Annotated in this window: 12 protein-coding genes; 7 read left to right on the forward strand and 5 right to left on the reverse strand. The window is 71.6% G+C overall.

Going from position 1 to position 14,461, the window contains the following annotated elements; translation table 11 throughout:
• Positions 1-104: 104 nt before the first annotated feature.
• Positions 105-296 carry a twin transmembrane helix small protein gene (locus tag F563_RS0117800; protein WP_019016049.1) on the reverse strand — a complete coding sequence of 64 codons (192 nt, stop codon included), beginning with the start codon at positions 294-296 and terminating at the stop codon, positions 105-107.
• Positions 297-344: 48 nt separating this feature from the next.
• Positions 345-1,562: an MFS transporter gene (locus F563_RS23165; RefSeq protein WP_051089425.1), complete on the reverse strand. Its 1,218-nt coding sequence runs from the start codon at positions 1,560-1,562 to the stop codon at positions 345-347.
• Positions 1,563-1,656: 94 nt separating this feature from the next.
• On the opposite strand from F563_RS23165, the gene F563_RS23170 reads away from it, so the two are divergent.
• Positions 1,657-4,062: a mechanosensitive ion channel domain-containing protein gene (locus F563_RS23170; RefSeq protein ID WP_245557161.1), complete on the forward strand. Its 2,406-nt coding sequence runs from the start codon at positions 1,657-1,659 to the stop codon at positions 4,060-4,062.
• Between the two features lie 6 nt (positions 4,063-4,068).
• Here the strand turns inward: F563_RS23170 and gluQRS are convergent, their stop codons facing one another.
• Positions 4,069-4,920, reverse strand: coding sequence for a tRNA glutamyl-Q(34) synthetase GluQRS (gene gluQRS / locus F563_RS0117815; RefSeq protein ID WP_019016052.1), 852 nt, complete (start codon positions 4,918-4,920; stop codon positions 4,069-4,071).
• 41 nt (positions 4,921-4,961) lie between these two features.
• Between gluQRS and F563_RS0117820 the strand changes: the two genes are divergently transcribed.
• On the forward strand, positions 4,962-5,645 hold the full coding sequence (locus tag F563_RS0117820) for an alpha/beta hydrolase (protein WP_019016053.1): 684 nt from the start codon (positions 4,962-4,964) through the stop codon (positions 5,643-5,645).
• Between the two features lie 162 nt (positions 5,646-5,807).
• Positions 5,808-6,368 (forward strand): HNH endonuclease, encoded by a 561-nt coding sequence (locus F563_RS0117825; protein ID WP_019016054.1) that lies wholly within the window; start codon positions 5,808-5,810, stop codon positions 6,366-6,368.
• Between the two features lie 181 nt (positions 6,369-6,549).
• Here the strand turns inward: F563_RS0117825 and F563_RS24115 are convergent, their stop codons facing one another.
• Positions 6,550-8,436: a patatin-like phospholipase domain-containing protein gene (locus F563_RS24115; RefSeq protein ID WP_019016055.1), complete on the reverse strand. Its 1,887-nt coding sequence runs from the start codon at positions 8,434-8,436 to the stop codon at positions 6,550-6,552.
• Positions 8,437-8,544: 108 nt separating this feature from the next.
• Between F563_RS24115 and F563_RS23180 the strand changes: the two genes are divergently transcribed.
• From F563_RS23180 to F563_RS0117850, 4 genes are all read left to right on the forward strand, one after another.
• Positions 8,545-10,326, forward strand: coding sequence for a helicase-related protein (locus F563_RS23180; protein ID WP_019016056.1), 1,782 nt, complete (start codon positions 8,545-8,547; stop codon positions 10,324-10,326).
• Positions 10,327-10,400: 74 nt separating this feature from the next.
• Positions 10,401-10,769 carry a hypothetical protein gene (locus F563_RS0117840; RefSeq protein WP_019016057.1) on the forward strand — a complete coding sequence of 123 codons (369 nt, stop codon included), beginning with the start codon at positions 10,401-10,403 and terminating at the stop codon, positions 10,767-10,769.
• Between the two features lie 8 nt (positions 10,770-10,777).
• Positions 10,778-11,350 (forward strand): nucleoside 2-deoxyribosyltransferase, encoded by a 573-nt coding sequence (locus tag F563_RS23185; RefSeq protein ID WP_019016058.1) that lies wholly within the window; start codon positions 10,778-10,780, stop codon positions 11,348-11,350.
• A gap of 121 nt (positions 11,351-11,471) precedes the next feature.
• A complete protein-coding gene (locus tag F563_RS0117850; protein ID WP_019016059.1) occupies positions 11,472-12,500 on the forward strand; it encodes an amino acid ABC transporter substrate-binding protein in 1,029 nt (342 codons plus the stop codon).
• Positions 12,501-12,577: 77 nt separating this feature from the next.
• On the opposite strand, the gene F563_RS0117855 is transcribed toward F563_RS0117850, so the two are convergent.
• Entirely contained in the window at positions 12,578-14,119 is a 1,542-nt protein-coding gene (locus tag F563_RS0117855) for a hypothetical protein (protein WP_156825250.1), read from the reverse strand.
• Positions 14,120-14,461: the final 342 nt, after the last annotated feature.

The raw sequence follows: 14,461 nt of genomic DNA on the forward strand, positions 1-14,461 counted from the left end.
ACTCCCCTCCCGCCTGCGGCACATCCGCGGCGAGGTGTCTTCGCGCCTGCAACAAAACGGCCGGGACCATAGGCGGGCAGGCCGCCCGAGTCAAAATGCCGCCATCAGCCGCGGGCGAGCACGACCAGCAGCATGAACAGCAGGACGGCGCCGAACTGGAGCAGCACGCGCCAGCGCATCAGCACGTTGCTCCGCGCGGGGTCGTTGCCGCGCGCGAGCCCGACCACGCCGGCGAGCAGCACACCGAGGGTGGCGAGCATGGCGATCGCAACCAGGATCATCAGGAAGGTCTGCATGGCGGCGCTATCGCACGTCTGCGGCCGCGCGTCGCGGTCCCGTGTGCGTCACGAGCGGGTGAAGCCGGCCCGCGCCATCGGCCCCAGCGCGAGCGCGCCGACCACGCCGGCCACGGCGCAGAGGCCGAATCCCGCCGCATAGCCGCCGGTCGCCTGCACCGTCAGGCTGAACACGCTGGGCGCGGCCAGCATGACCAGCGCGAACACCACGCCGAGCATGGCGGTCGCCGCCCCGGCCTGGCCCGGCGGGGCAAGCCGCGCGGTCTCGCCGAGCAGCACGCCGTTCCAGCCGATCGCGGTCGCGCCCATGGCGATCCCGGCAACGGCCACCGCCGCCGGCGGCCAGGATGGCGTCGCGACCGCCAGGGCGATCGAGGAGGCCGCGATCGCCGCGCCGAGGAAACGCAGCACCGGCGCCGGCGCCAACCGGTCGGCGACCAGGCCCCAGCCCACGCGCCCGATCACCCCCGCCACCTGCGCGAAGGCCAGATGCGCCCCGGCCGCCACCAGCTCGTAGCCAAGCGCCTCGACCTGGAAGACGACAAAGAAGGAGGAGAAGCAGAACTGGCCGATGCCGAAGCTGGAGGCGGCGATGGTGATCGCCCGCAGCGGCGCATGCTCGCGGAACAGGCGCAGGCTCGCGAGCGCGCCGCGCCAGGAGATCGGCCGCGTCGGATCGGCCTCCGCGTCCATGCCGCGCCGCAGCGGCTGCAACCCCGCCGCGACCAGCAGCCCGAAGAGCGCGACCGCGAGGATCGCCCCGCGCCAGCCGACCACCACCGCGAGCACCGGTGCGGCGACGCCGATGATCGCCGCCCCGGCCGGCACGCCGGTCTGCTTGATGCCGAAGATCAGGCTGCGTCGCCGTGCGGGCGCGCGGGTATGCAGGACCTGGCTGCCCGCCGGCGTGAGCGGGCCGTGCCCGACCCCGCAGACCAGGGCGGAGGCGGCGAGCGCCCAGGCCGGGCCGATGGTGGCGAGCGCCAGCCCGACCGCGATCACCGCCAGCGCCACCTGCAACAGCCGCACCGCGCCGTAGCGCAGGATCAGCGCGCCGGTGAGCGGCCCCGAGACCAGCGTGCCGGCATAGACGATCGAGGTGTGCAGCCCGGCGAGACTCGGCGGCAGCCCGGCACTCGCGCCGATCAGCGGCGCCAGCACGGGCACGGCGAGGAACGCGCCCATGCCGGCGAGGTGCACGGCCAGCAGCGCCACCAGCACCGTGATGACGCCAGGCCCGGGTTTCTCGGCATGCGTGGAAGACATTGCGACACGACCACGATAGGCCGCGTCGCGCGCGCTTGACACCCCGGGACGGGAGGGGTTCCGTCGGGCGATCCTTCCCAGGCCACGGAGACCCATGCCCCGGATGCGCCGTCACGCCGCGCTGAGCGCGCTGTTCGCCCTCGCCGCCCTGCTGCTCATCACCGGCGGCGCGCCGGCGCAGACGCAGGAGCAGACCGCGCCGGCGGCGGCAGCGCCCGCCACCCGGCCCGCCGAGTCGGCCGCGCCGGCGACTCGCCCCACAGGCCCGGCGTTGCCGGCCCTCGGCGCGGCCGAGGCGGCACGGCTGTCCGAGATCCTGCGCGACGATGCGCGCCGGGCGGAGCTGCTCTCGGCGCTGGACGCGCTCGCCCGCGCCGGTGCCGCGCCGGCCGAAACCCCCGCCCAGACGGCGGTCCAGACACCGCCCGCAGCGACGGCCGGCGCCCCTGCCCCGCCGGCCGTACCCGCGCCGCCGTCCGCGGAGCCGCGGCCGGCCGAGACGACGCTGCCGCTCGCTCCGGACAGTCTCGGCGCGCAGCTGCTGGTCGCGCTGAGCGGCCGGCTGGTCAGCGTCGGCGAGACCACCATCGCCGTGGTGCAGACGCTCCAGGATGCGCCGCAGGTCTGGACCTGGTTCACCCGCGTCGCCGCCGACCCGGCCGCGCGCGAGGGTGTGCTCGACACGCTGTGGAAGATCGCGCTGGTGCTGGGCGCGGGCATCCTGGCCGAGCGGCTGCTGATCGTGGCGCTGCGGCCGGTGCGCAGCCGCCTGTTGCGCCGCGAGCCGCCGAACTGGAGCGCGCGCGCGCTCACCGCCTTCGGCGATTTCGTGCTCGACGTGATCCCGATCATCGCCTTCGCGATCGTCTCGTACAGCCTGATCACGGCGGTGGAGCGCTGGCCATCGCGCCAGATCGTGCTGCTGGTGGCCAACAACGCCTACCTCGCCGCGCGGATCGCGCGCGCCTTCGGCCGGCTGGTGTTCTCGCCGGACGCGCCGTCGATCCGGCTGATCCCGCAGATGTCCGACGAAACGGCGGCCTACGCGCAGATCTGGCTGCAACGCATCACCACGGTGGGCGTGATCGGCTACGCCGCGACCGAAGCGGCGCTGGTGTTCGGGCTCGATCGCGCCACCCACTCGGGCCTTCTCAAGCTGCTCGGGCTGATCATCACGATCCTGCTGATCCTGATCGTGATGCAGAACCGCGAGGCGGTGGGCGACACGATCCGCGCCCGCCCCGAGGCGACCGGCGCCTGGGCGGTGGTGCGCAACCGGCTCGCCGATGTCTGGCACATCCTGGCCGCGCTCTATCTCGCCGCCGCCTGGGTGGTGACCGCGCTCGAGATCGAGGACGGCTACGGCCGCATCCTGCGCTTCACCATCACGACGATCCTGGTGTTGGGGCTCGCCAAGCTCGCCGAGCTGGCGATGCGCCGCGCGCTCGAACGCGGCTTCGCGGTCAAGCGCGCGACCGCCGAGCGCCATCCGGGGCTGGAGTCCTGGGTGAACCGCTACGTGCCGGCGCTGAAGGGCGTGCTCGCCGGCGCGATCTGGGCCTTCGCCGCCGTGGTGATGCTGCAGCTCTGGGGCCTCGGCGCCTTCGACTGGTTCCGCCCGGGCCAGCTCGGCAGCCGCCTGCTGGGTGCCGTCGCCTCGATCGGCGTCACGGTGCTGGTCGCGCTCCTGGTCTGGGAGACCGCGAACGCCGCGATCCAGCGCCAGCTCACCAGGCTCTCGCGCGACGCCCAGGTGGCGAAGAGCGCGCGCGTGCGCACGCTGCTGCCGATGCTGCGCACCTTCCTGATGGTGGTGATCGTCATCGTGGTCGGGCTGATCGCGCTCTCGGAGATCGGCGTGAACATCGCACCGCTGCTGGCCGGTGCCGGCGTGATCGGCCTCGCGATCGGCTTCGGCTCGCAGCGCCTGGTGCAGGACCTGATCACCGGCGTGTTCCTGCTGATGGAGGATGCGATCTCGGTCGGCGACGTGGTGAATGTCGGCGGCCAGGGCGGCGTGGTGGAAGCATTGTCGATCCGCTCGATCCGGCTGCGCAGCCTCGACGGCACGGTGCACATCATCCCGTTCAGCGCCGTCACCATGGTCTCGAACATGACCAAGGACTTCGCCTTCTCGGTGTTCGACGTGGGCGTCGCGTATCACGAGGACACCGACCGCGTGGTCGAGGTGTTGAAGGCGACGGCCGAGGCGATGCGGGCCGAGGATCGCTGGGCCGCGGTGATCCGCGAGCCCCTGGAGATCCTCGGTGTCGATCGCTTCGCCGACAGCGCGGTGGTGATCCGCGCGCGCTTCCGCACCAATGCCGGCAGCCAGTGGTCGGTCAGCCGCGAGTTCAACCGCCGCTACAAGAAGGCGTTCGACGCGGCGGGGATCGAGATCCCGTTCCCCTACCGCACGGTGGTGCTGAAGGGCGAGGGCGGGCAGCCGGCCCTGACGGTGGACGAGAAGCGCGCGATCGCGGCCGCCGGGTCGGCGTAGCGCGGTTCAGCCCGGAAACCCGGCCAGCGCTCGCACCTCCGCCGCGCTCCGCCCCGCCGCGCGCAGCGCGCGCAGCGAAAGCGCAGCGTCGCGCTTCGCGAGCCGCTTCCCGTCCGCACCGGTCAGCAGCGGGTGGTGATGCCAGCGTGGCACGGGCCAGGACATCAGCGCCTGCAAGAGCCGGTGCAGATGCGTCGCCGGCCTGAGGTCGTGCCCGCGTGTCACCAACGTGACGCCCTGCACCGCGTCGTCATGCGTGACGCAGAGGTGATACGAGGCCGGCATGTCCTTGCGCGCGAGCACGACGTCGCCGAACCGCGACGCGGGATCGACCGCGACGGTCCCTTCGTCCTCCTCCTCGGCGGTGAGCGGGCCGGTCGCGGCCATCGCCGCCACGGTGTCGAGCCGGAGCGCATGGGCCTCGCCGCGCGCGATCCGCGTGGCGCGCTCGTCCGCCGAGAGCCGCCGGCAGGTGCCGGGATAGAGCGGGCCGTCGGCCCCGTGCGGGGCGTGGCCGATCGCGGCGATCTCACGCGCGATCTCCGCGCGGGTGCAGAAGCACGGATAGAGCAGGCCGCGCGCCGAAAGCGCCTCCAGCACCGCGCGGTACTCGACCATGTGCTCCGACTGCACGCGCACCTCGCCATCCCAGTCCAGCCCGAGCCAGGCAAGGTCCTCGAGGATCGCCGCGGCGTAGTCGGGTCGGCAGCGCCCGGCATCGATGTCCTCGAGCCGCAGCAGGAACCGCCCGCCCGCCTCGCGCGCGCGCCGCCAGGCGAACAGCGCGCTCATGGCATGGCCCAGATGCAGGAACCCGGTCGGGCTCGGCGCGAATCGGGTGACGATGGACGCGGCCATGCCGAGAGGCTATCGCGGCGGCACGCAGAGGGGAGAGCAGGATGAGCCAGCCGACCGACCACGCGATCACGCTCGACGGGCCGCGGCTCGCGCCTTCGGCCGGGCGCACGCCGCGTCAGCTCGTCGTGCTCTGCCATGGCGTGGGTGCGGACGGCGAAGACATGCTCGGCCTCGCCGAGATGCTGGCCCAGCTCCTGCCGGAGACCGCGTTCGTCTGCCCGCACGCGCCGTTCCCGTTCGATTTCGCACCGGTCGGCCGGCAATGGTTCCCCCTGGTCGAGCTGACCACGCCACAGATCGAGGCCGGGGTGCGGTCGATGACGCCGTCGCTGCAACGGTTCTTCGCCGCCGAATGCGCCCGCCTCGGCCTGCCGCACCGCGCCGGGGTGCTCGCCGGGTTCAGCCAGGGGGCGATGATGGCGCTGTTCGCGGGGCTCCGCATGGCCGATGCGCCCGGCGCGCTCGCCGGGTTCTCGGGCGGGATGCCGGGACTGTGGTCGCTGCCGGTCGAACTCGCCGCGCGGCCCACCGTGCTGCTGGTCCACGGCGAGGCCGACGAGGTGGTGCCGCCCCAGGTGACGCGCGAGGCCGAGCGGGCGCTGCGCGCGCTGCAGGTGCCGGTGCATGCGCTCTATCGTCCGGGTCTGGGCCACACCCTGGACGACGAGGGCATCGGCGCCTTCGCCGCCCTCTGCGCCGATCTCGCGGCCGCGCCGGGCGGCTGAGTGCCGCGTGAAGCTTGCGTGATGCCACGGGCGATTGCTGGACATCGCCGCCGATCCTGTGCATAACCCCGGCAGTTCACCGGCTGTGCCACATCATCTGGTATCGGCACCGTGACAGTCGCCGACATCTGGTGTGGCGCCGCCCCGCAGGGAGAACGGCGCGTGCCGGATGGTGGCAGTCACTATCCCGCTCTGGTGCTGAACGCGGATTTCCGCCCGCTCTCCTATTTCCCGTTGTCGCTCTGGGCCTGGCAGGACGCGGTCAAGGCCGTGTTCATGGACCGGGTCGCGGTGCTGTCGGAGTACGAGACCGAGGTGCGCAGCCCCTCGGTCAGCATGAAACTCCCCTCCGTGATCGCGCTGAAGGAGTACGTCCCTTCGGCGCGCCGCCCCGCCTTCACGCGTTTCAACGTGTTCCTGCGCGACTGCTTCGCCTGCCAGTACTGCGGCGAGTCCTTCCCGACCCATGACCTGACCTTCGATCACGTCGTGCCGCGCTCCAAGGGCGGGCGCACCACGTGGGAGAACGTCGTCACCGCCTGTTCCTGCTGCAATCTGCGCAAGGGCAACCGGCTGCCGCGCGAGTGCCGGATGTGGCCGCGCAATCCGCCGCGCCAGCCGACGAGCTGGGAGTTGCAGGAGAACGGCCGCGCCTTCCCGCCCAACTACCTGCACGAATCCTGGCGCGACTTCCTCTACTGGGACAGCGAGCTCGAAGGGTAATCCATCGTCGGCCGGCGAGCCGTCCGGTCAGCGCGAAATCCCGTCGCCCCGCGAACGGCACCGCGCAGGGGACGCGCACGGCGTTGCGAGCGCGGGCCGGGCGGCGGCGGCACGTTGGTGCCGTCCACGCGCCAGGCGCCGAGCGTCATCGGCGCGGCCGCCTCGCCGCGATTCGCACCCTTCACGCGAGCTCCGCCTTGTCGAGTTCGCGCACTGCCTGCGCGATCTGCGCGACGGCCGCCCGCGTGACGTACTGCGCCGGTGCGCTGCGCAGCACCTCCTCGATCTTCGGGGCGACCCGCGGCTCGACGATGCGCCGGCCGAGACGCAGCGGACCGCGCAGCCACCATGACTGGCTGGCGATGATCTTGTCCGTGTTCTCGCGCGCGATCCGGTCGAGCGTGCCGACGACGAACTGGTCGTAGACCAGCTCGGCCACACGGTGCGCGCGCCGACGGATCGGCTCCTCGACATCCTTGGCCTGGAAGGCCCCGGCCGGCCATCGGGGCATCGGCTCGACCGCATCGTCCTCGGCCGCGTCCGGACGCGGCGCCAGCCGGCCGAACAGCGGAATGATCGGCAGGTGATCCTCCAGCCCGTCCGGCGTGCGACGGACGAGATGGCGGCCGCGGTCCGCATCGCTCCAGCGCCCGCCCTGGAACAGCGCATTGCCCATCGGCAGCACCAGATGCCGGCGCAGGAACGAGCGCGCGTTGCGCCGCCCCAGCATGAAGTCGTGGTGCCGGTAGGCTTCGCTGAGGAAGCCCATGAAGCCGCCGAGATACCCGGAGGCGATCGCGCCGGGCGCGCGCCACGTCGCCCCGCGTGAGGGCGCGATCAGGAACCGGCTGTAGGAATCGGGCGAGGCCGCCAGCGCGAGATCCTCGGCCTTGAAGCGCGCGTTCCGCACGAGCGCGTTGAACAGCGGCAGCACGGCCTTCAGCAGCCCCGCCTCCTCGCCCGGCCCCGGCTGATCCTTGTTCGGGAACGGGTCGACCAGCAGCACCGCGCGGTTCGCCTCGCTTCCCTTGCGGGGGTTCCGGCCGTTCCAGCCGGCAAGCGCGCGCCGGACCAGCTCTAGCGGCTCGTTGTCCATCGCGCCGCCATCGACGCACAGCATCGCGTACTCGCCGGGCGCATCCGGCTCCCAATCCGGCCTGCACTCCTCCGCCCAGATCGGCAGCGGATCGACCGGCGCACCCGGCTCCTCCGCCAGACGCGAGCGCGGATGCAGGAGCGCGCGGAACTCGTAGTCGCCGCACGGGCGGCGGATCACGCGGGGCCGCAGCGCGACCGGGAAGGCGCCCGTGCCGAGCGCGACGGCCTTGAACAGCTCGCGCAGCGGATCGCCGCGCGGCCGCGTGCGATCGAGCACGGTCTCATCGGGCATGCCGGAGGTGCCGGCGGCGGCGCCCAGCCCCTTCGGCACGCCGAAGCGCATGTAGTCGGCATGGCGCCACATGAAGTGGGCGAACCCCTCGCCGCCGAACTTCAGCGCATAGGGCACACCCCTCAGGTTCGCCAGCGTCAGCACGACCGCCAGCCGGTCGGCGAGCCAGGAGCGCTCGGCGTTCGGCATCGACCCGCGCTGGTCGACCAGCGCCTCGACGATCTCGTCGAGCACCGTGCAGTCGAGCGCCGAGCGGAGCTCGCCATCCGCGAGGTCATCGACACCGAGCAGATGGCGCATGTCGATGCGCCGGACCCAGGCGTCGTAGAGCGGGTTGCCCGCCTTGGCGTCGTCGTCAGCGCCCGGTGTGACATGCGGGAACCCGGCGTCGAGGAAGACCGCCCCGAGTGCCGCGCACATCCCGCCCGCCGAGGCGCCGCCCAGCACCGAAAGCCGCACGTCGTGCAAGGGGGCGTCACCGGCGGCACGACGGCGCGCCTTCTCGGCCTCGAAGGCGTCGAGCGCCTCGACCAGCAGGTCGAGCACGCCGGCGGTATAGGCCCCGGCCGAGACCGCGCCGGCCATGCAGAGCCCGAGCTCGAAGGTCCCGGGCGGCGGCGCGGGCATGCACATCGGGTAGGCGTCGATCCAGCGCGCAAGCCCTGATCCGTCCGGCATCGCCCTCTCCCCTGTCGCCTGGACGCTGACGATACGATAAAGTAACGAATTAGGTCAACCGCCCGATCGACGTTGACAGCAAACCCCGCGATCCGGCACGCCCCTCACGTGACCGTGCATCCCCCGCCTGGCCGTCACCGGCTCGATGCGCTGCTCGCGGGGCTGCGCGTGCCGGTGCGGCGCGAGGACATCGCCGCCGGGCTCGCGGCCCTCGCCGCCGATCCGGAGCTCGACGACATCGCGCTCGTCTCGATCCTGGCCGAGGCGATCCGCGGCCGGCTCAAGCGCGCCGAGGACGAGGGCGCGATGACCCATCCCGAACGGGCGCGCGCCGAGGCGCGGCTCGAGGACTGGCGCCGCCAGCGCCTGGGCGAACTGCACGCGCGCGCGCGCCATCGCCACGAGGGCGAGGTGGTGGCCGCGCTGACGCTCGCGCGCTGGGTCGCCTCCTTCACCGCGGCCCGGGCGATGCGGCGCCGCATCCTCGCCTTCCTCGGCCCCACCAACTCGGGCAAGAGCCACGCCGCCTTCGACCTGCTCGCCGCCGCCCCGCGCGGGGCCTATCTCGCCCCCCTCCGCCTGCTCGCCTGGGAGGGGCAGGAGCGGCTGGCCGAACGGGGCGTCTCGGCGAGCCTGCTCACCGGCGAGGAGCGGCGCGTCCGGCCGGGCGACACGCACCTCTCCGCCACCGTCGAGATGGCCGACCTCTCCACCCCCGTGCCGGTCGCGGTGGTGGACGAGGTGCAGATGCTGGCGGACGAGGATCGCGGCTGGGCCTGGACCCAGGCGGTGGTCGGCTGCCCGGCCAAGACGCTGGTGCTCGCCGGCGCGCCCGAAGCCGAGCCCCTGATCCGCCGCCTCGCGGGGCTGACCGGCGAACCGGTCGAACTGCGGCGCTTCGAGCGCATGGTGCCGCTCTCGGTGCTGCGCCGGCCCGTGCCGCTCGCGCGCACGGAGCCCGGGGATGCGATCGTCTGCTTCTCGCGCCGCGATGCCTTCGCGCTGCGCGAGGGTCTGATCGCGCGCGGCCGCCCGCCGGCGATGGTGTATGGCGCGCTCGGCCCGGAGGTGCGCCGGGCCGAGGCCGAGCGGTTCCGCGACGGCACCGCGCCGGTTCTGGTCGCCACCGACGCGGTCGGCATGGGGCTCAACCTGCCGATCCGCCGCATCCTGTTCGCCGCCACCACGAAGTATGGGGGCCTCGGCCCGCACCTGATCCGGCAGATCGCCGGCCGGGCGGGGCGCTTCGGCCACTACCCCGAGGGCTTCGTCGGCGTGCTGGAGGGCGAGGATCCCGAGCCGATCGCAAGCGCGATCGAGCACCCCCCGCCGGCGCTGGAGGGGCCGATGCGGGTGCTGCCGCGCGAGAGCCAGTTGCTGGAGATCGGCCGGCGTCTCGGCGCGCCGTCGCTCTTGCGTGTGCTGACCGCGGTGGCGGAACGGTTCCGCTGGCCGGGCGCCGGGTTCGCGCTCTCACGGCTCGAAGACGCCTTCTCGATTGCCGAGATTGCCGCCGCGGCACGTCTCAGTCTCAAGGACAGTCTCGGCTATCTGGGATGCCCCGTGGACCTGCGCGACCGCGCCGCCAGCCAGGCCCTGCTCGCCTGGGCGCGGCGGCACGCCCATGCCGCGTCGGTGGCGGCCCCCGCCCTGCCGCGGCGGCTGCTGGCGCGCCGGCTGGCCGGCGATCCGGCCGATCTGGCCGAGGCGGAACGCGCCGCAAAGCTCTGCACCGCGTATCTTTGGCTGGCGCAGAAATGGCCGGCAACATATGGTGAGGCGGAGTCCGCGCGGGCGGTGCAGGAGACCCTGAACGGGTATATCGAGCGCAGTCTCCGGCAGGGGGCGAGCGCACGGCTGCGAAAACGCTGGCGTGCCGAGGCCGGATGACTCTACAACTACAGGTAGGTTGATCGCTAACGATGCTTTGACGCATCGTTGACGCAACAACGGAGGGTTGCGCGATGCTCCGGGTCAAGGAATACCGCCGGATCGACTTCGGCACCGAGATGATCGCCGAGGCCGTGCGCGCGACCATCGCCAGCCTGATCCGTGCCGAAATGCCTGACGCCGAGCTCGACAGCGTGCGCATGGCCGGGCCGGACGATGCCGCGGACGAGGCCGTGGTGGTCGCCCGCTGGCGCCGCGCCGGCGGCACCTTCCGCGACTGCTCCCTGGATGCCGAGGAACTCACGGCCGTGCTGGTCGGCTGGTGCCGGCTCGCCGGCGTGCCGCTGCCCAAGGCCGGCGAGAAGGCGATCGAGCCGGCCGATGACGGCGTCACCCTCGTGATCGTCCAGCGCGAGCTGGGCCGGCCCGCGCGGCTCCATTGAGCGTCCCCGTGAACCTCCCCGCCACCGCCTCCGACTCCCCCCGGGTCTATCTGGCGGGGCCCGAGGTGTTCCTGCCGGATGCCGAGGCCGTGCTCGCGCGCAAGAAGGCGATCTGTGCCCGGCTCGGCCTGGTGGCGGTCGCGCCCCTGATCGACGCCCCGGCCCCGGCGGCCGAGGATGCGATGAAGCGCGCCTTCGCGATCTCCGCCGGCAACGAGGCGCTGATCCGATCCTGCATCGCCCTGGTCGCCAACCTGACCCCGTTCCGCGGCGCCTCGGCCGATGCCGGCACCGTCTATGAGCTCGGCTTCGCGCGCGGGCTCGGCCTCGGGCTCTACGCCTACACCAACGACCCGCGGGACTACGCCGCGCGCGCGCTGGAACGGCCCGATGGCCTCGACATCGAGGATTTCGGCCTGTCCGACAACCTGATGCTGGAGGGGGGCATCGCCGCGGCCGGCGGGGTGTTCGTGCGCGCCTCGGCGGCGGCCGAGGATCCCTGGCGCGACCTCGGCGTGTTCGAGACCTGCGCCCGCGCCGTCTCGCGCCGTCTTGCCCAGGCGATGGTCGCGCCCCGGTAGCAACCGCCGGTGATCGGCGGACGCCCCCGTTGATCGTTTCACTGTGCCGGCCTAGGTAGCAGGGGAAGGGCGCGGACCCTCCGCGCCCGCGGAACCCCAGAGCAGGGAGGAGGAGCGCAGCATGCGCATCCACGGGATCATGGCGACGGCAGCGGCCGCCGCCCTCTCACTTGCGGCCTCGGCCGATCTCGCCCACGCCCAGTCGGCCGCGACCTTCGACGCGATCAAGGCGCGCGGCACCATCAACTGCGGCGTCAACACCGGCCTCGCCGGCTTCGCCGCCCCCGACAGCCAGGGCGTGTGGCGCGGCCTCGATGTCGATCTCTGCCGCGCGGTCGCCGCGGCCATGTTCGGCGACGCCTCCAAGGTCCGCTATGTGCCGACCACCGCGCAGCAGCGCTTCACCGCGCTGCAGTCCGGCGAGGTCGACATGCTGAGCCGCAACACGACCTGGACCCTGAGCCGCGACACCTCGCTCGGCCTCGATTTCGTCGGCGTCAACTTCTATGACGGCCAGGGCTTCATGGTGAAGCGCGCGCTCGGCGTGAACTCCGCCAAGGAGCTGAACGGCGCCACCGTCTGCGTGCAGCCCGGCACCACCACCGAGCTGAACCTGACCGACTGGTTCCGCGCCAACAACATGCGCTTCACGCCGGTCGTGATCGAGCGGCTCGAGGAGGTGAACGCCGCCTTCTTCGCCGGCCGCTGCGACGCCCTGACCACCGACGTCTCGGGGCTGGCGAGCGTGCGCGCGAGCCAGGGCCCGCGGGCGGAGGAGTACGTGATCCTGCCCGAGGTGATCTCGAAGGAGCCGCTCGGCCCCGTGGTGCGGCACGGCGACAACCGCTGGGCCGACCTCGTGCGCTGGGCGCATTTCGCGATGATCGAGGCCGAGGAGCTTGGGCTCACCTCCGCCAACATCGACCAGCACATGAACAGCACCAATCCGGCGATCCAGCGCTTCGTCGGCGCGACGGGCGGGCTCGGCGAGATGCTCGGTGTGGACAACCGCTGGGCCTACAACATCGTCAAGCAGGTCGGGAACTACGGCGAGAGCTTCGACCGCAACGTCAAGCCGCTCGGCATCCAGCGGGGCATCAACGACCTCTGGACCAAGGGCGGGCTGATGTATTCGCCGCCGATCCGCTGATCGGGTTCGGCTGACCGTTCTGGGGCCGCGCCGGGCAACCAGCGCGGCCCTTTTTGTTCGCTGGGCGGAGCCGAAAACTAGGACGCTCCTGTCCGGCGATGGGCAGGCATTTCGGCGACCACAATCTGTTGCGTGATCTCGTCCCACGCGTAATAGATGCGCAGGCAGCGTTTGGGATCGCGCGTGTTACCGCCGTTCTTGACATGCCAATCGGCTTCCAAGCGTCGGCCTTGGAACTCAAACCTGAAGGTGTCCTCTCCGCAGGGCGCGTTCTCGATGCCGGCCGCTATGACAACGTTGGAAAGTGTGCCGCCGCCATTCAAGCGACGGTCGCGGCATTCAGTGGCCAGCCAAAGGACGCATTGCGCAGCAAGCGCCACGTTCTCGAACTCCGCTTTCCTGATGCCCCGCCGCGCCGCTGGAGCCAGCACAACGCGCCCAATTAGCGTCTGGTCGCACCAGTCGACGAATTCGCTCCAACTGCCCGGCAGCTGAACACCTTCGTCCACTCTTTCGCCGCGAGAAACAAGGTGAGCTTCGAGTTGCCGTATGCGTTCCCGGGCATTGTGTAGTTGCGTCTCGGCAGCCTTAGCGCGCTCCTCTTCCTGGTGTGCGAGATCGAAATTGGTCTCAGCCTCGGCCTGCTTCTCTGCCAGATCCGCGCGAAGCGCCTCAATCTGCTGGAGAGCGTCCGCGAGCCGGTCAGCCTCGCTAGTTCGGGAAGACGCCTTGGTTTCCTGCTGAATCTGAAGCGCTGCGCTGCGCACGGACGCAAAGGCAAGGACATCTTGGCCGAGCCGTGCGCGACGTAGGCTCTCTTTCGCAGCGAATTGTTGCAGCCCAGCAACAATCGCAGCGGAGTCGCGCAGCGCAAACTCGCCGAGGGTGAGCGGATGCTCATAGGGATCAGAGGCTGAATCGAAGCCAGGCAAATAAACTCGAACCGCTCCGTGGTAGCAGGAGCGCACTTTGCCGAAAGCGTCGGAAAGCCCATAGGTGAAGGGCGCAGGCAGGACGACAACGTGCGCGAGGCCGATGGTCGCACGTGCAAGGGTGTCCACATCGATCAACGGCCGAGCCGGATCGAGGGCCCGTTCGTCACCGGAAGCCACGAACACGGGGAGACGCCGCGAAGGAGCCTCAAGCACGTCGATGAGTACCGCCAGATCCTCATCAGAACTGACACGCCGAGGAACGTCGGACAGCGGGAAGCCGCCCGCCGAAAGCCCGCAGTCCGCCGCGATCTGCCGCACCAGTCTGGGCACCGCAGGGACGAAGTCGGGCTCCTCCTCAGGAGACGCCACCAGCAGCCGTACGCTGAGATGCGGGAGTTCCCCGTCCTGTCGGCCGATCGCGATCTCAGTGGTCCAAATGCGCCCCGGAACTGTCTTGTCCGGATCGTCGCCCCGCAGTGCCCACAGCTCGACCGCGTTGTCGGTTAGGCGGGCACCGAGTGTGGTTCGGCCAGCAGCAAAATACTCGAAACCTTCGCCATCCCAGGCCGACTTTGGCAGTGCTCCGCCACAACGTTGCTGGGCCCAGTTTAGCACATCACGTCTTGCGGTCTGTATTGCGTCCTTTGGGTCGACATGTGTGATGGTGGCCGCGACACGGAGCACCTCACGCTCTCGGATCGGACGACCGAGCCGTGCGCGGAGCGGTGCTAGCGCGTCGGCCCTAGCAGCCCGTTGACGAATGCGGCGCGGCCTGATTCTGACACCTGGGGCAGGCGGCGGCAGGTGTCGGATGGCGCTGGGGCGGCAGCGGGATCGACAGTCGGAGATGCTGGTGGCGTGGTCGGAGATGCCACGCTCACCGGGACATGCGTTCTACGACCGGCTGCAGGTCGAACTCGTCGCGGCCGGGTTCGACGGCTTCGTCGAGGGGCTGTGCGCGGCGCACTACGCGGAGCGGCGCGGCCGTCCCTCGCTGCCGCCGGGGCGCTACTTCCGCATGCTGCT

Source organism: Elioraea tepidiphila DSM 17972 (genome assembly GCF_000378465.1).
GTDB lineage: Bacteria > Pseudomonadota > Alphaproteobacteria > Acetobacterales > Acetobacteraceae > Elioraea > Elioraea tepidiphila.